Origin of the sequence: Phytopseudomonas dryadis, assembly GCF_004327355.1 — a bacterium.
In the GTDB taxonomy this organism is placed as follows: domain Bacteria; phylum Pseudomonadota; class Gammaproteobacteria; order Pseudomonadales; family Pseudomonadaceae; genus Aquipseudomonas; species Aquipseudomonas dryadis.
On record NZ_QJUM01000003.1, the window covers coordinates 22,118 to 38,800 of the forward strand.

16 protein-coding genes are annotated in these 16,683 nt (G+C 63.3%); 7 read left to right on the plus strand and 9 right to left on the minus strand.

Features of this window, described 5'->3' with window-relative positions:
* Nucleotides 1-189: 189 nt before the first annotated feature.
* Nucleotides 190-1,110 (plus strand): histone deacetylase family protein, encoded by a 921-nt coding sequence (locus tag DNK34_RS02960; protein ID WP_131176746.1) that lies wholly within the window; start codon nucleotides 190-192, stop codon nucleotides 1,108-1,110.
* A 67-nt stretch (nucleotides 1,111-1,177) separates the two neighbouring features.
* Nucleotides 1,178-2,419 (plus strand): TIGR03862 family flavoprotein, encoded by a 1,242-nt coding sequence (locus DNK34_RS02965; protein ID WP_131176747.1) that lies wholly within the window; start codon nucleotides 1,178-1,180, stop codon nucleotides 2,417-2,419.
* A gap of 277 nt (nucleotides 2,420-2,696) precedes the next feature.
* On the opposite strand, the gene rhlE1 is transcribed toward DNK34_RS02965, so the two are convergent.
* The 3 genes from rhlE1 to DNK34_RS02980 are packed head-to-tail and all read right to left on the minus strand — an operon-like array spanning nucleotide 2,697 to nucleotide 5,171.
* Nucleotides 2,697-4,028: an RNA helicase RhlE1 gene (rhlE1, locus tag DNK34_RS02970; protein ID WP_131176748.1), complete on the minus strand. Its 1,332-nt coding sequence runs from the start codon at nucleotides 4,026-4,028 to the stop codon at nucleotides 2,697-2,699.
* 36 nt (nucleotides 4,029-4,064) lie between these two features.
* Nucleotides 4,065-4,682 (minus strand): 3'-5' exonuclease, encoded by a 618-nt coding sequence (locus DNK34_RS02975; protein ID WP_131176749.1) that lies wholly within the window; start codon nucleotides 4,680-4,682, stop codon nucleotides 4,065-4,067.
* Nucleotides 4,683-4,691: 9 nt separating this feature from the next.
* Entirely contained in the window at nucleotides 4,692-5,171 is a 480-nt protein-coding gene (locus DNK34_RS02980) for a LabA-like NYN domain-containing protein (RefSeq protein ID WP_131176750.1), read from the minus strand.
* Nucleotides 5,172-5,353: 182 nt separating this feature from the next.
* Between DNK34_RS02980 and DNK34_RS02985 the strand changes: the two genes are divergently transcribed.
* The gene (locus DNK34_RS02985) at nucleotides 5,354-6,010 is read left to right on the plus strand and encodes a YciC family protein (protein WP_131176751.1); all 657 of its coding nucleotides are present in this window, start codon (nucleotides 5,354-5,356) and stop codon (nucleotides 6,008-6,010) included.
* 84 nt (nucleotides 6,011-6,094) lie between these two features.
* On the opposite strand, the gene DNK34_RS02990 is transcribed toward DNK34_RS02985, so the two are convergent.
* On the minus strand, nucleotides 6,095-6,400 hold the full coding sequence (locus DNK34_RS02990) for a Dabb family protein (protein ID WP_131176752.1): 306 nt from the start codon (nucleotides 6,398-6,400) through the stop codon (nucleotides 6,095-6,097).
* Nucleotides 6,401-6,455: 55 nt separating this feature from the next.
* The gene (locus DNK34_RS02995) at nucleotides 6,456-7,322 is read right to left on the minus strand and encodes an intradiol ring-cleavage dioxygenase (RefSeq protein ID WP_131176753.1); all 867 of its coding nucleotides are present in this window, start codon (nucleotides 7,320-7,322) and stop codon (nucleotides 6,456-6,458) included.
* A 213-nt stretch (nucleotides 7,323-7,535) separates the two neighbouring features.
* Here DNK34_RS02995 and DNK34_RS03000 point away from each other — a divergent pair, with 213 nt between their 5' ends.
* Nucleotides 7,536-8,450 (plus strand): LysR family transcriptional regulator, encoded by a 915-nt coding sequence (locus tag DNK34_RS03000; protein WP_131176754.1) that lies wholly within the window; start codon nucleotides 7,536-7,538, stop codon nucleotides 8,448-8,450.
* On the opposite strand, the gene DNK34_RS03005 is transcribed toward DNK34_RS03000, so the two are convergent.
* Nucleotides 8,447-9,442: a sugar phosphate isomerase/epimerase family protein gene (locus tag DNK34_RS03005; protein ID WP_207401613.1), complete on the minus strand. Its 996-nt coding sequence runs from the start codon at nucleotides 9,440-9,442 to the stop codon at nucleotides 8,447-8,449. The two genes, DNK34_RS03000 and DNK34_RS03005, sit on opposite strands and share 4 nt — an antisense overlap.
* 128 nt (nucleotides 9,443-9,570) lie before the next feature.
* On the opposite strand from DNK34_RS03005, the gene DNK34_RS03010 reads away from it, so the two are divergent.
* Complete coding sequence (locus tag DNK34_RS03010) at nucleotides 9,571-11,016, plus strand: sugar porter family MFS transporter (protein ID WP_131176755.1); 1,446 nt, start codon at nucleotides 9,571-9,573, stop codon at nucleotides 11,014-11,016.
* Between the two features lie 117 nt (nucleotides 11,017-11,133).
* Nucleotides 11,134-12,021, plus strand: coding sequence for a sugar phosphate isomerase/epimerase family protein (locus tag DNK34_RS03015; RefSeq protein WP_131176756.1), 888 nt, complete (start codon nucleotides 11,134-11,136; stop codon nucleotides 12,019-12,021).
* Nucleotides 12,022-12,147: 126 nt separating this feature from the next.
* On the opposite strand, the gene DNK34_RS03020 is transcribed toward DNK34_RS03015, so the two are convergent.
* Entirely contained in the window at nucleotides 12,148-13,365 is a 1,218-nt protein-coding gene (locus DNK34_RS03020) for a maltoporin (RefSeq protein ID WP_131176811.1), read from the minus strand.
* Between DNK34_RS03020 and DNK34_RS03025 the strand changes: the two genes are divergently transcribed.
* Nucleotides 13,358-13,699, plus strand: a complete 342-nt coding sequence (locus tag DNK34_RS03025) for a hypothetical protein (protein WP_131176757.1) — start codon at nucleotides 13,358-13,360, stop codon at nucleotides 13,697-13,699. The two genes, DNK34_RS03020 and DNK34_RS03025, sit on opposite strands and share 8 nt — an antisense overlap.
* 221 nt (nucleotides 13,700-13,920) lie before the next feature.
* On the opposite strand, the gene mmsB is transcribed toward DNK34_RS03025, so the two are convergent.
* Nucleotides 13,921-15,114 (minus strand): multiple monosaccharide ABC transporter permease, encoded by a 1,194-nt coding sequence (gene mmsB, locus DNK34_RS03030; RefSeq protein ID WP_131176758.1) that lies wholly within the window; start codon nucleotides 15,112-15,114, stop codon nucleotides 13,921-13,923.
* A complete protein-coding gene (gene mmsA / locus DNK34_RS03035) occupies nucleotides 15,111-16,646 on the minus strand; it encodes a multiple monosaccharide ABC transporter ATP-binding protein (RefSeq protein WP_131176759.1) in 1,536 nt (511 codons plus the stop codon). Before mmsA ends, mmsB begins: the two co-directional genes overlap by 4 nt.
* Nucleotides 16,647-16,683: the final 37 nt, after the last annotated feature.

A 16,683-nucleotide genomic window follows, 5' to 3' on the forward strand; every position in this document is an offset into this window, starting at 1 on the left:
ATCAGGGCAATACTGCGACACGCGCGGGGTGCGCGAAGGGTGAATGGTAATGCCTTTGCCGCCGGTCAGGAATCTTGGCATGGCGACGGAGACGACAGGCGCTCAGGTACAGGCGCGGCGTCTGCAGCTCGATCACATCCATTTCGCTTCTCGTGCATACTGCCCAGGGTCCACCAACGCCGCCATTGTATGCCCCTGCCGCTGATCTACCACGACGACTACAGCCCGCCCTTCCCCGAAGGGCATCGCTTCCCGATGGAGAAATTCCGTCTGCTGCGCGACCATCTGGTGGACAGCGGGCTGACTCGGGATGCCGACCTGCTGCGCCCGGACATCTGCCCCGCGAACATCCTCGCCCTCTGCCATTGCCCCGCCTATATCGAACGTTACCTGAGCGGCGAGCTGAGCCACGAGGATCAGCGCCGCCTGGGCCTGCCGTGGAGCCCGGAGCTGGCTCGACGCACCGTGCGAGCAGTCGGCGGCTCGCTGCTGGCCACCGAGCAGGCCCTGCACCACGGCCTGGCCTGTCACCTGGCGGGCGGCACCCACCACGCTCACTACGATTACCCGGCGGGTTTCTGCATCTTCAACGACCTGGCGGTGATCGCCCGCTACCTGCTGGAAAGCGGCAAGGCGCAGCGGGTGCTGATCTTCGATTGCGACGTGCACCAGGGCGATGGCACGGCGCGCCTGCTCGCCGATACGCCGGACGCGATCACCGTATCCTTGCATTGCGAGCAGAACTTCCCGGCGCGCAAGGCCGACAGCGACTGGGACATTGCCCTGCCCCGGGGCATGGGCGACAGCGACTACCTGCGGGTGGTCGACGACAGCCTCAACTACCTGTTGCCGCTGTACCAGCCCGACATCGTGCTCTACGACGCCGGCGTCGACGTGCACCGCGACGACGCCCTCGGCTATCTGCAACTGAGCGACGCTGGCCTGGCGCGGCGCGACGAGGCCGTACTCCATCACTGCCTGGGCCGCGACATTCCCGTGGTTGGCGTGATTGGCGGTGGCTACGACAAGGATCGCCACGCCCTGGCCCGGCGCCACGGCATTCTCCATCACAGTGCGGCCAGGGTCTGGCAGCGTCTGGGGCTGGGTTGAGATTGCGCCGCAAGCCGGGCGGCCGCTCGGGTAGAATGGCGCTTTTGCCGCACGCCTCGACTCGCTCATGACCGACACGTCCCGCCCCGCATCCCCTTCGGTCGCCATCATCGGCGGCGGCCCGGCCGGGCTGATGGCCGCCGAAGTGCTGGCCACGGCCGGCATCCGCGTCGACCTGTACGACGCCATGCCCTCCGTGGGCCGCAAATTCCTGCTGGCCGGCGTCGGCGGCATGAACATCACCCACTCGGAGGCCAGGGGCGCCTTCCTCGCGCGCTACGGCGAACGCCGCGAGGAGATCGCCCGCCTGCTCGCCGAGTTCGATGCAGACGCCCTGCGCCGCTGGATTCATGACCTGGGCATCGACACCTTCGTCGGCACCTCGGGGCGGGTATTTCCCACCGACATGAAAGCCGCGCCGCTGCTGCGCGCCTGGCTCAAGCGCCTGCGCGAACTGGGCGTGCAGTTGCACACCCGGCACCGCTGGCCGGGCTGGAATGCCGACGGCGGCCTGCGTATGGAGACCGCAGAGGGCGAGCGCCCGATCCACGCCGATGCCGTGTTGCTGGCCCTGGGCGGCGGCAGTTGGCCGCGGCTCGGTTCCGACGGCAGTTGGGTCGCGCACCTGCAACAGGCCGGCGTGCCCATCGCCCCGCTGCAGCCCAGCAACTGCGGTTTCGATGTGGCCGCCTGGAGCCCGCTGTTGCGCGACAAGTTCGCCGGCGCGCCGCTGAAGAACGTCGCCCTGGGCCTGACAGGGGAAGCGCAGCGCCAGGGTGAGTTCGTGCTCACCGCCACGGGCATCGAAGGCAGCCTGGTGTACGCCCTGTCCGCCGGGATTCGCCAGCGCATCAGCCGCGACGGCAGCTGCACGGTGTGTCTCGACCTGCTGCCACAACGTAGCGAAGAAGCCTTGGGCAAGGCCCTGAGCAAACCGCGCGGCTCGCACTCCATGGCCAAGCACCTGCATCGTCAGGCCGGGCTCGACGGGGTCAAGGCCGCTTTGCTGCGCGAACTGGCGCCCGCCGAGCACTTCGCCGATCCCCTGCGCCTGGCCGCCGCGATCAAGGCCCTGCCCATCGAACTGCACCAGCCGCGTCCGCTGGCGGAAGCGATCAGCAGTGCCGGCGGGGTGCCGTTCGAAGCCCTCGACAAGGGGCTGATGCTGACCGCCCTGCCCGGCACCTTCTGCGCCGGCGAAATGCTCGACTGGGAAGCGCCCACCGGCGGCTACCTGCTCACCGCCTGCTTCGCCAGCGGCCGCGCCGCCGGGCTGGGCATCGCGCACTGGCTGCAACGTGGCGCATGACCAGCACCACGGTGGACGGATGAAGCGCCGTCCACCCTACGCAACCGCTCCGCCCATTGGCATCGTCCTGCCTCGGCGTGCAAGAGTCGCTTCGGCATCAGAGGCTTAACCTGTGGGAGCCCCGACCTCGGGGCGATACGATAGTGGCCATCCAGCACAATCTGCGCTGTGATCGGCAATCGCCGCGAGGTCGCGGCTCCTACGAAAGTAGCCCGTGCGTAGCTTGGACGGGCATCCGCTTGAGCGCCACTGATCCAACCTGAGACTCCGCACAGCACTATCCCTTGCGCCCGCCCTTGGGCTTGCCGCCGAAGCTCGGCACCTTGCGCACCGCCTTGATCGGTGGCGCGGCCGGCTCGTCGCTTTCCAGCCAGCGCCCCAGGCCGCCGGCCTTGCCGCCGACCACCTTGGGCTTTTTCGGTTTCTTCGGCTTTTTCACCACCAGGCCGCCGGCGACCGTCTGCGGCACGCGGTGGTCGGGGATGAAATCCGCCTCGTCGACGCGCTGCAGGATCTGCTGGATCAGCGCCTCGATGGCCGACAGCAGTTGCACCTCGTCGGCACAGACCAGCGACACCGCCTGGCCGCTGGCGCCCGCGCGGCCGGTACGGCCGATGCGGTGCACGTAATCCTCGGCGACGATCGGCAGGTCGAAGTTGACCACCAGTGGCAGGTCGTCGATATCCAGGCCACGGGCGGCCACGTCGGTAGCGACCAGCACGTCCACCTCGCCGGCCTTGAAGCGCTGCAACGCACGCAGCCGCGTCGGTTGCGGCTTGTCGCCGTGGATCGAGTCGGCCCTGATGCCATGGCGCAGCAGTTCGCCCTCCAGCTCATCGACGCCCTTGCGGGTCTTGACGAACACCAGCACCTGGCGCCAGCCCTTGCTGCGGTAGAGGTGCAGGAACAGCTCGGCCTTGCGTTTCTTGTCCACCGGTATCAGCCACTGCTTGACCGACTTGGCGGCCGCGTTGCGCGGGCTGACCTCGATGCTCAGCGGATCGCGCAGCATTTCACCGGCCAGGGTGCGAATGGCCTCGGAGAAGGTCGCGGAAAACAGCAGGGTCTGACGCTTCTTCGGCAAGGCGGCGAACAGCTCGTCCAGTTCGCGGGCGAAGCCCAGGTCGAGCATGCGATCGGCCTCGTCGAGCACCAGCACCTGCAACTGGGAGAACTTCACCGCGTTCTGCCGGTACAGGTCGAGCAATCGACCGGGTGTAGCGACCAATACGTCGAGCCCTTTGCGCAGCTTCATCATCTGCGGGTTGATGCTGACGCCGCCATACACCGCATAGCTGCGCAGCGGCAGGAACTGCGAGTAGGTCTGCACGCTCTGCTGCACCTGCTCGGCCAGCTCGCGGGTCGGCACCAGCACCAGCGCACGCACCGAATTACTGGCCACGCCCGGCCCTTCCAGCATCAGGCGCTGCAGGATCGGCAAGGTGAAGGCCGCGGTCTTGCCGGTGCCGGTCTGCGCCGCGGCCATCAGGTCGCGGCCCTTGAGGATCGGCGCGATGGCCTGGGCCTGCACGGGGGTCGGGGTCTGGTAATCGAGGCCATCGAGGCAACGCAGCAGCGGTTCGATCAGGCCGAGAGAGGCAAAGGTCATGGGTTCAACGCAACGGCAAAGGGAATGCCGCACAGTTTATCCCGAGTGACCGCGAATACGCTGCAGTGCCTGGGCCACTTTCGCCGCGGGGACCTTCTGCAGGTCGCACAGCAGCGCATGGTCGACCCGCGCGATGCCGTGGCGCTCACGCAGCAGCGCGGTCATGAAGCAGGTCAGGTTGGCCGCCATCTCCGCATCGGCCAGTGCCCGGTGGGCCTGGCCGGTATCCGGCAGGCGCGCCCAGCGATTGAGGTTGCCGAGCTTGTGGCTGGGCGCCATGGGCAGCAGGCGTCGCGACAGTAACAGCGAACAGGCGAACGGCTGCACGCGGCGGCGACCGATCAGACCCAGCTCGGCATCCCAGAACTTCTGGTCGAAGGCGGCATTGTGCGCCAGCAGGGGGATGTCGCCGACGAATTCCGCCACCTCGTGCATCACCTGCGCGGCCGGCGGTGCGCTGCGCAGCATGGCGTTGCTGATGCCGGTCAGTCGCTCGATGAAGGGTGGCACCCAGGCGCCGCTGTTCATCAGGCTCTGATAGCGTGCGGTGATCTGCCCCTGCTCGACGATCACCACGCCGATTTCGGTGGCACGCGCCTGTTGGGCCGGCGACATGCCGGTGGTTTCGAAGTCGATGACGGCGATGGGTTTCACATGATCCTCTCAGTGACGCAACAGCAGCTCGCCGTCGATCGGTACATAACGGCTGGCGGCACGCACCAGCGACTGCGCGGTGAGTCCGGGCACGCCGTAGGCCACGGACTCGACGGCGTGGCTGGCGCGAATCTTCTCCAGCAGCAGATCGAAATCGCCGTCGCCGGAGGCCAGCACCACCTGATCGACACGCGGCGCGGCATCCATCACGTCGATGGTGATGCCCACGTCCCAGTCGCCCTTGGCCGAGCCGTCGCTGCGCTGGATAAAGGGCTTGAGCTTCACCGTGAAGCCCAGGTTGCGCAGGATCTGCTGGAACTGCTGCTGTTTGGCGTCCCCCCGGTCGATGGCGTAGGCATAGGCTTCGACGATCTGGCCCTGCCGCGCGATATCGGCCCACAGCGCGGCGTAGTCGAAGTGACAGCCATAGGCCTGGCGCACGGTGTAGTAGAGGTTCTGAACATCGGCGAATACGGCGATTTTCTTCACCGGGCATCCTCACGGCGGCTGACGCGGTTTAAAGTTGGACGCCAGTATGCCAGCCCCGAACGCGATGCGTCGAAATGCCTCGGCGCAGAACCGCCGGTGCTCGCCCTGGAAAGCGCGTAGCGACTGGCCGGACGCTGGACGCGCGCTTATAGTGGCGGCCTGATTTCCGAGCGTGATCGTCCATGAAAGTCTTCGATGTCCTGCGCGACAGCTGGTTCTTCTTCCGCCACAACCTGTTCGACATCATCGTCCTGTGCCTGCCCTGGCTGCTGCTCGAGACGCTGGCGCGCCGGCAGTTGCAAGGGCTCGGCGAGAGCAACGCGGCCGTGCTCTACGACGTGCTCATCAGCCTGCTGTGCTACCCCCTCTACAGCGGCGCGCTGATCCTCTTCCTCGAAGCCCGCAGCAATGCCGAGCAGCCCGCGAAGCTGGCGCTGCTGAGCGCGAGCCTGCGCCTGTGGCCACGCTTCGTGCTGCTGGCGGGGATCAGCACCCTGGCGATCGTGTTCGGCGCGGCGCTGTTCATCCTGCCGGGGCTATGGGTCATGGTGCGGCTGATCTTCGCCGACTACCTGCTGGTGCTGCGCGGCCTGTCGCCGTTGCAGGCGATGCAGCAGAGCCTGCAACTGACCCGCGGCCATTTCTGGCCGATCCTGTCCTGCGTGCTGCTGGTGATGGCACCGATCTCGCTGTTCAGCTTCTGGGCCGGCAGCGTCGCCGGCGACGGGGTTGCCAGGCTCCTCCTCGACGCCCTGCTCGGCCTCTGCCCGCTGTTCACCACGGTGCTGCTGTTTCGCCTGTACATGCTGCGCACCGCGGATGGCATGCGGGATGAATGATGCTGTTCCCCTCCACCGTTGCACTGCAGCGCGCGCAGTGACGCACTTCAGGCTTGAAAGAGGCGTGGCTCCCCGGAGCTCGCCTCAGAGGAAATAGTCGACCTGATGCCGCGCGATGCGCAGCGCCCCCAGCTCCTCGCGGACACGCAGATGAGCCGGATGGGAGGCATACCCTTGCAGCGCCTCGACGGAATCGAATTCCGAGTACAGGACGACGTCGCAGGCATAATCCACCTTGCTGAAGTCGACACCGATTTCGAGCAGGCGAAGGCCGGGGATTTCACCGCGAATCCCCTCAAAGGCGTCCTTCAGCTTCTGAATGTTTCTCGAACGATCTTGTTCGGTATCGCCACTGAGATTCCACATGACGATATGTTTGACGGCTTGCATAAACGCTCCAGGAGATGAGCACGGTGCCTTCGACAGCTGCCGGGCCGGATAGGGGTCAGAGAGCTGAGCGGTTGAGTACGAAATCGAACTCGAGCGTGAAGAAAGGCGTTTCGTGCCGGCTGCCGTCTGGCGCGATGCCGGATTCGTGGCGCACCCAGTTGGCGATCAAGGATGAGCGCACGCCAAAGACAGCGTCCGAGTCGAGGTACTCGCCACCTTCGCGGAAGACGTGCGTGACGAGGCGCTCGTATCCCGGCGCGCTGATCATGAAATGCAGATGCGCCGGACGCCACGGATGGCGCTCCAGGGCCTGCAGCATTTTGCCAACGGGGCCGTCGTGCGGGATCGGGTAGCACTCGGGGACGATCGTCCTGAAGTAGTAGCGGCCCTCGCCGTCGGCCTGGAGCACCGCACGGCCGTGGTAGGCCTCCAGCCCGTCCTTCTGCACGTCGTAGAAGCCGGCGTCGTCGGCTTGCCATACCTCGATAGCGGCCTGGGGGATCGCCTCGCCATCGATGTTGCGAATGCATCCGCTGACGAACCAGGGGGTTCCCGGCAAGTCGCTGGCGATGTCCGCCCCGAGCTCGAAATGCGGGGCATCCTGGACATGGAACGGGCCGAAAACCGTCGCCTCGGTACAGCCCACGGGCTTCTTGTGGTTCTGGGCGATGACCAGCGTCGACAGGCCCAGGGTGTCGGAAAGCAGGATGAACTCCTGGCGCGTCGGCGAGCAGATCTGACCGACCGCCGTCAGGAACGCCACCCCCTTCTCCCACTCGGCTTCGGTCAGCTTGGTCTCGCGGGCGAACGCGTGCAGGTGCTGTACGAGCGAGGTCATGATTTCATGCAGCCGGCGATCTTCGGTGCCGGCGTTGCGGGTCAGGACGGCCTGGGTGATGGTCTGTTCATCGAGGTTTCTCATGGGAGGGCCTTTGGATCGAGTTGTTATTGTGATCGGTGCGGCGCACTGAAAGGCCATCAGCCATGGATGGCAGCCAATGACCGAGTCGCAACACCAGGCTGTTCAGGAATCTGTGGTGTACGCTAAAGTGCCGATGCATGGAATAAAACACTAAAAATGAAAATCTTTCTTTCATTTATGAAAAAGTCTTTCGGCCATTAGGTAGGTGTCGGCATGGACCGCTTCACAGAACTCGAATTGTTTGTCCACACGGCCGAACTGGGGACGCTGAGCAAGGCCGCCGAGAAGCTGGATATCTCCAATGCCGCGGCGAGCCGGCACCTCGCGGCGCTCGAGGCGCGGCTCAAGGTTCGCCTTATCGAACGCAATACCCGCCGCCTTTCCCTGACCAACACCGGTCACGATTTCTACACGCGCTGCAAGACGCTACTGGCCGAGTTGAGCGAGGCGGAAGCGTCGGTAAACGCGGCGTTGGTCGAGCCCACCGGTACCTTGACGGTCACCGCGACGGTGTCATTCGCCATGCTGCACATCGCTCCACTGGTGCCTGAGTTTCAGCGCCTGTACCCCGGCATCAAGGTCAAAATCCTTGGCGCCAATCGCTACTACGACATCATGGACAGCGAAATCGACCTGGCCGTCAGGACCCGGGAGTATGAGGCGGACTCGAACATTGCCGTCCGCAAGCTGGCGCAGACGCGACGTGTGCTGGCGGCCTCGCCAAGCTACCTGAAGCGCAACGGCATGCCACGCTCGGTGCAGGAGCTCGTCGATCACGACATGCTCATTTACAGCCATGCCAACCATCCGAACACCATGGACTTCAGCCGGGGCAGCGAAAAAGTCACCGTGAAGGTACAGCCGTCGCTGGAGACCAACGACGGGCAGATCGTGCGCGCCGCGGCATTGGCAGGTGCCGGCATACTGGTCCAACCCAAGTACATCATCCATGACGATCTGGTGGCCGGAAGGCTGCTGCCAGTGCTCGACGACTGGGATCTGCCGCGGCTCACCATCAACCTGGCCTTCCAGGATCGCCGCCATATGCCGGCCAAGACGCGGCTGTTCATCGACTTCCTGCTCGAGCACTTCAAACGCAACGAATACGAGCGTTACTGGACCCGCTAGAACGTCGCCCGCACTTTCGAAGGGACCTCGCAGAGCTCGTCGAAGTGCTGCAGGGAGTGTCGACAGGCCGCCGCCACGGCCTCGGCCGACAGGGCCGCATTGGCGAGCGAGAAGACCTCGGGGCCGACCTGATTCAAGCCCCCGATGTCGTTCAGCAGGCTGATGATCGGCTTCAGCACGAAGTCGCCTTGCCCTGGCCACAGACGCTGGAAACAGTCTTGCTCCAGGGTCGTGCCCTCCGGCAGGGCGAGGACGCCGTCGCAGATCTGCACGCAATGAATCCTGTCGCCCGGGATGCCGGCCAGGGTTTCGAGCGACGAATGGCTGCGCGTGAAATGCAGGGTATCGAGCACCAGACCGCCATTCGCCTGGCCAGCCTGCCTGACGATGTCCCAGCCGTTCTCCAAGGAACGCACTCCCCACATGGGAATCGGCTCGAGATCGCACACCAGGCCATGCTCCGCCGCCCGCTGACAGATGCCCGCATAGAAATCCACCTGTTGCTGTTGCGAGTAGCGATCGTGGGCAAAGGTGGCATTCAGGCTCATGTACTGGCAACCGAACGCATTGCAGAGCGCGAAGAATTCCTCCGCCGGCATGCTGTGATCGGCGACGAAGGCGTCATCCATGTTCTTCGGCTGCCAGTTCGGGTTCCAGGTGCAGAGTGGATCGAGCCGGTTGATCCGCACCCCGCCGTCGGCCGCGATGGCTTTCATGTCCCCGATCGAAAGCCCCTGGCCAACGATGCGCCTTACCTCCTGAGGCTGCAGCGTCAGCTCGCTGAAACCCGCTCGCTGCGTTGCCTCGATCTTGTCCGCAAAGGACAGGTGCAGGACATTGGAAAACGGCATGGTGAACGTGAGATCGCGCCGCAGCGTCTTCGTCGAACCCGGCATGGCGGTATCCTTTTGTTTTTTGGAAAGGGCCAGACGGTAGGTCTCACGGGGCGCCTTGTCAGCGACAAAAACGAAATTCTGTTTTCCTCGAAACACCAGGACGATCGCCCGGGTTTTCCGTTAAGTGGAAAACACATTTGCCTTTTGCGGATTTTTTTTCCGTTTCATCGGTTGTAGCCTCACGTCACTCACATACAAATAAATCCAATAAAAGGTAGTCAGCCATGCGTACGAGTGATTACGCCGTCTCAGGCGCACCCTCGAAAACCGGCCTTCTCTGGCGTATCGCAGCCATCGCCACCATGGGATCGCTGGCGTTCGGTTACGACACGGGGGTCATATCCGGCGCCCTCCCCTTCATGACCCTTACCCCCGCTCAGGGCGGCCTCGGATTGACGCCCGTCACCGAAGGCCTGGTCGCTTCCTCGCTGATCTTTGGCGGTGCCTTCGGCGCGCTGTTCGCAGGCCACCTGTCCGACCGCTTCGGACGCCTCGCGGTCTTGAAGATCCTGGCCCTGCTGTTCGCCTTTGGCGCCATCAGCAGCGCACTGGCGCCGAGCATCTGGGTCATGGTCGCCACGCGCTTCGCGCTCGGCGTGGCGGTCGGCGGCGCCTCCGCCACGGTGCCCGTGTTCATCGCCGAGCTGGCCGGCCCCAGGCATCGCGGCCGCCTCGTCTGCCAGAGCGAGCTCATGATCGTGTCCGGCCAATGCCTGGCCTATATCTCCAGCGCTCTTTTTGCCCACCTTCTGGAGAGCCCTTCGGTATGGCGCTACATGCTGTCGATCTCGCTGGTCCCCGCCGCGCTGCTCTACATCGGTAGCCACTTTGTGCCGACCTCGCCGCGCTGGCTGGTCAGCAAGGGCCGCAGCGACGAAGCCAAGGCGATCCTTTACGGCATCCGCGACAGCCAGCAAGAAGCCGATCGCGAGCTCAAGGAAATCTTCGAGCAGTGCGACCATGACCGTAATCACCGCAGCATGCTGAGCAAGCTCAACGAGCCGTGGCTCATCAAACTGCTGCTGATCGGCGTCGGCCTGGGCTTCATGATTCAGTTCACCGGGGTGAACGCCTTCATGTACTACACGCCGAGCATTCTGAAAGCCACCGGCATGGACACCAATGCCGCGTTGGTAGCGACCATCGGCAACGGCGTGGTTTCGGTAACCGCGACCCTTATCGGCATGTGGCTCATTGGCCGCATGGGGCGCCGTCCCATGCTGCTCATGGGCCTGTCGGTCGTGGTGATCGCCCAGATCTTCCTCGGCATCGTGATGAACTTCATGCCGCACTCCCTGACCCAGAGCTACCTGGCGCTCTCCGGCATCCTGCTGTTCCTGTTCTTCATGCAGATGTGCATCGGCCCCGTCTATTGGCTGCTGATGTCCGAGCTCTTCCCGACCCATGCCCGTGGCCTGATGAACGGGATTTCGGTCGGCATGTTCTGGATCTTCAATGCGATCGTCGCGTTTGTCTTCCCCGTCGCCCTCGCCTACTTCGGCGGCATGACCTTCTTCCTGTTCGCCCTGGTCAACATCGGCTCCATCATTTTCTGCTCCCTGTTCCTGCCCGAAACCAAGGGCCTCACCCTGGAAGAGATCGAGCGGGTCATGGAACGGCGCCTGAGCGTAACGCGGCGCCAATGGCAGAAGTCGGAAGCCCTCAACTGACCCGAGCGCTCGGCCAACGCCCAAGCACGTCACCCTCTATCAACCAGCGGAACCGCAGAGGCCGCTCCTGACGATGCAGGAGCACGCCTCGGTCCGCCACACCGAAGAGCACGCACCATGTCGATCAACACTATCGAACTTCTCGCCGCCTACTGGACGATCGCCGGAGACACCTATCCGGGCGCTGCCAGCGAGATCAGCCCACACTCCCTTCAAGCCCGTGCGCAAGCCGCCGCGAAAGCAGGCTGGCGCGGCATGGGCCTGGTCCACGCGGACATCCTCCATTCGGTGGAAAAGCTCGGCATGCCGACCGTGCGCAACATCTTCAAGGACAACGGGATCAAGCATCTCGAAGTCGAGTTCCTGATCGACTGGCACCTCACCTGCGAACGCAGGACAGCGTCGGACAAGATCTGCATGGAGCTGCTCGAAGCAGCCGGCGAGCTGGGGGCGCGCAACGTGAAGGTCGCGGGTGGTCTTTTCGATGAAGAGGCACCCGACATCGAAGCCATGCGCGAGCATTTCGCCGTGCTCTGCGACAAGGCCAGACCCTTCGGCGTGAACGTGGTCGTGGAGTTCCTGCCGTTCTCCAGCATCAACACCATCGACCGCGCACTGGCGTTGACCCAGGACGTACGCCCCAACGGCGGTATCCTCATAGACACCTGGCACGTTGCCCGCGGCGGCATGAGGGTCGACGAGATCCGGAAAATCCCCGCTCACCTGATCAAGTCCATTGAGCTCAACGACGCCTCCCGGGAGATCGTCGGCACCCTGTTCAACGACTCGACCCACTACCGCAAGCTCTGCGGCGAAGGCGAGCTGGACGTGACCGGCTTCATCCAGAACGTCGTCGATGCCGGTTACCAGGGCCCGTGGGGCGTCGAAGTGATTTCCGCCGAGCTGCGCAAGCTGCCGCTGGAAGTGGCGGCCAAGCGTGCCTTCGACACGACCATCGCGCAGTTCGAGCGCATCCGCTTCCCGGAAAGCCTGAGCCTGGCCTGACGCCCCGTCGCAGCGGAGCAGGCGATCCAAAACGCCTGCTCCGTATCACCTGACCCTTCTCCCTGCCCGCGTACCCATCGCGTCGGATGGCGCCCATCCCTGGGCACCTCGCTGGGCATCCAGCCCTTACCAGCCGTACTCGATCTGGAAGCCGACGTTCGAGCCATGCAACGCGCTTCCGTAGGCACCGCTGTCGGACAGCGCAGAACCTGCCGCCAGCAGATTCGCGGCACGCTGCGCCGCCTCATTCCAGCGCGCGTAGGTGTAATAGAGACGGAATTCCGGACGGGCGCTGAAGCCAGGCCCGGAGGGCGACCAGATCGGGGCGATGGTGAACTTGTCCAGTTTGCGGGTTCCCCCGGGGGCATCGATCTGATCGCGGCCGATCTCCGCGGCCAGCTTGAACTGGTCGGTCAATGCGTACACCGGCCTTGCGCCTACCGAGAGCCAGTTCTGGTCATCGCCATCCGGGCGGCTGTCCTTCTGATAGACGATCTGGAATTGCCCGCTCAGGCGAGGCGTCATATCCCAGGTGATGTACTCGACCACGCGCCAGCTCTGGTTGCTGTCGTCCAGCGTTGGATCGCCGGTGTACCCAAGGGCGGTACCTGGCCCCCGTCCATACTGCAGCGCGAAGGTGTTCACCCCGCCCAGAAAATCCTGCTGCTTGTGCTGGGCGATGACGGACCAGCCACTGTGCGCGCCGTCGCTGTCGGGTTTGTCGATGTAGCTGACGCCGACCTTCAGTTCTCCGCCCGGGTTGGGCTTGAAGCCGCCAACGGTGAAGTCATGCCTGTTGATGTAGTCCTTCTGGGTATAGCCGTCCTTGCGTGAGAACACGTAGCTGTACTTCAGGTCGCCAATGGCCACTTCATCCAGGCCGAAGCCCGTCGCGCTCTGGTTCCAATAGAAAAAATCGGAAATGTTGATATCGTTTCGATTGTAGTAGCGGCGTCCGGCCCAAAGCGATCCGCCGTTAAGCGCCGGCATGTTGCTCCATTCGGCATAGATCTGCGGCAGGCGCGTCTCGCCATATTCACCGGTGAACCTTGGCGTGTGCCCATACCGGTTGTACAGCGACAGCATCCCCTCGAGGCTGACGACGGAGCCATCATCCAGTTGCAGGAAATCGTGCCTCAGATCGAGTTCGCCGTACTGCTCGCACTCGTTACCGAGCCGATACTTCGAAGGCGCGCCGGGGAGTTGAAAACACGACTGGCCATGCCCGTTCGTGGACTCCCCGACTCCGGTTCTGAAGTACCCGGTGAACTCGAGCGCACTTGCCGATAATGGCAACATCGAGACGGAAAGCAGTGCGAGGGAAACGCCACTTGCATTGAACATCTTCATCACTAAACCACCTGTTGTTGTTGTATTGGTTTATCCGAACAACGTCCTGCCCATACCACTGGCAAGGCTTTTCGAATCGAGGATGAGCATTGGCCTGTCGCGACGATCGGGCGGCGTGAAACAGGCCTCTGGCGAACATTTAGTTAAAACGCCGAACGCGCTTATCAGCGGGCTGGATATGGGGAAGGCGAGGAAGAACGAAGCGCGGCTTTATCGAGTATTTATTCATTATTGTTTTTTTAAAATTATTCTTGCCCCACATACTAACCACGCACCGGCCCTCGAAAAATGCCGAAACTTGAAAACTCTTTTATTGAAAGTGGAATAATGCATTCATCCACGAGCCAGGCACTTGGCGGGGTTGGCAACTGTGCCTGAACCCATGTCCCTGGCGGCCGTTCATGGTCATGCGCGTGTTATCGATCGATAAAAAAACGCCCTGCAAGACAGGGCGCCGAGGAAAACTCCCCTCTACTTACCGAAGTTGGGTGAGCTCAATTGAATACTGCCGATCCCTGTCAGCCCGCCCAGGCGAACCAACCGGCACTGTCAGTGCTGTTTGTTTTTCTGATAGACATCGACGAATACGGCCGCCAGTAACACGGCACCTTTGATGACCTGCTGGTAATCGACACCAATGCCCATGATCGACATGCCATTGTTGAGTACGCCCATGATGAACGCCCCGATCACGACGCCGACGACTTTGCCCACGCCACCCGATGCCGAGGCGCCGCCGATAAATACCGCGGCGATCACATCGAGTTCGAAGCCGGTGCCCGCCCGTGGCGTGGCGCTGTTGAGTCGCGCCGCGAAGATCAGCCCCGCTACGGCGGCCAGCACGCCCATGTTGACGAAGGCGAAGAACGTGACGCGGGCCGTGTTGATGCCGGAGAGTTTCGCGGCCTTGAGGTTGCCGCCTACCGCGTAGACCCAACGGCCGAGCACCGTGCGGTTCATGATGAAGGTATACACGCCGATCAGCACGCTCATGATGACGAGCACGGTGGGTAGGCCACGGTAGGTGGCCAGCTTGTAGCAGAAGAACACGATCAGGCCGAAGACCACTGCGTTCCTCAGGACGAACACCAGCCAGGAGCCGACGACAGCGCCACTCTTGGCGGCCCGCTTGCGGGCACGCAGCTCGATGAAGCAGAAGACCGCCGCCACGGCGATTCCCAGCAGCAGTGAGGTCACCCGCAGCCCTTGACCGTTGAACACGTCCGGTATGAACCCGGAACTGATCGCGCCAAACGTCTCGGGGAACGGGCCGATGGATTGCCCGCCCGTGATCGCAATGGTCGCGCCGCGGAATATCAGCATCCCGGCGAGCGTCACGATGAACGACGGCATCCCCCAGAACGCCACCCAGTATCCCTGGGCCGCTCCGATGGCGGCGCCCGCCAGTATGCACAGCGCCGATGCGACCCAGAAGTCCATCTGGTAGTGCACCATCAGGACGGCGGCAAGCGCACCGATCACCCCGACTATCGAGCCGACGGACAGGTCGATATGGCCGCAGACGATGACCATCAGCATGCCGAGCGCCATGACCACGATGTAACTGTTCTGCAAGACCAGGTTGGTCAGGTTGAGAGGCTGCAATAGAGCGCCGTTGGTGGCCACTTGAAAGAACAGGACGATCACCAGCAGGGACGCCAGCAATCCGTATTCCCGTGCTCCCCGCTTGAGTGTGGGCAGCAGGGAACTCTTTGCTGCCGAGGGTGCGATAACGTCAGTCACTGGAGTACCTCGTTTTTCATGATGGCGTGCATGATTCGCTCCTGGGAGGCCACTTCGATGGGAAACTCGCCAACCAGGCGCCCCTCGTTCATCACATAGATCCGGTCACAGGTGCCCAGCAATTCAGGCATCTCCGATGAGATCATCAACACGCATTTGCCTTCGGCCACGATCTGATTGACCACGCTGTAGATTTCATACTTGGCGCCCACATCAATGCCCCGGGTGGGTTCGTCCAGGATCAACACCTCCGGGTCCGAGAACAGCCATTTGCCGAGCACGACCTTCTGCTGGTTGCCGCCGGAAAGGCGCTCGACCGATTGCTGCACGTCGGCGCAACGAATCCGCAGCGTCTGCTTGTAGCGGCCAGCGACGGCCGCTTCCTCGTGCTCGTCCACCACCCAGGCGCTGGATACCGCGGCCAGGTTGGCCAGGCTGATGTTCCCGGCGCTGCCATCGCCCAGGACCAGACCGGAGCCCTTGCGGTCTTCGGTTGCGTAGGCGATGCCGTGGTCGATGGCTTTCCTGACGGTGCTGACATCGATTTCCCGACCGTGCAAGCGCACCTTGCCACGGGCGTTCTTGCCGTAGGAACGCCCGAAGATGCTCATGGCCAGTTCTGTCCTGCCCGCGCCCATGAGCCCGGCGATCCCCACCACTTCGCCCCGGCGCAGGTGCAGGTTGATGTTCTGAATGCGGTCACGGGCGGGATGCTCCGGATCGGCCACGGACCACCCCTCGACCTCGAAGATCTTGTCGCCGATGTTCGGCACACGCGCCGGATAGCGATCGGAGAGCTCGCGCCCCACCATCGCATGCACGACGCGATCCTCGCTGACAGGCTCGGCATGGCAATCCATCACGTCCACGGTGGTGCCGTCGCGGATCACGGTGATCGCATCGGCGACGCGCGCGATCTCGTTGAGCTTGTGGGAAATGATGATGGAAGTGATGCCCTTGGCCTTGAGCTCGAGCATCAGGGACAGCAAGGTATCGCTGTCTTTTTCGTTGAGGCTGGCGGTCGGCTCATCCAGGATCAGCAGCTTGACGTCCTTGGCGAGCGCCTTGGCAATTTCGACCAACTGCTGCTGGCCGATCCCGAGGTTGCTCACCAGTGTCTGTGGCTCCGCCTTCAGGCCCACGCGGGCAAGCAGCTCCTTCGCCTTCCGGTGCGCATCGTCCCAGTCGATAACGCCGTACCTGGACATCTCGTTGCCGAGGAACAGGTTCTCGGTAATCGAGAGCATCGGCACCAGGGCGAGCTCCTGGTGGATGATGCTGATGCCTACGGCCTCGCTGTCGCGCAGACCGTTGAAGCGCCGCTCCTGGCCATCGTAATGGATGCTGCCGCTGAAGCTGCCATGCGGATAAACCCCGCTGAGTATCTTCATCAGCGTGGACTTGCCGGCACCGTTTTCTCCGCAGATGGCATGAATATCACCCTGGGCAACCTGCAGATTGACGTCGCTGAGCGCCTTGACCGGCCCAAAGCACTTCTGGATACCCAGCATGTCGAGAATCGTAATTGTCATGGTGCTTCTCTCATTGCGCAGGGAGGCTGGCTCCGGC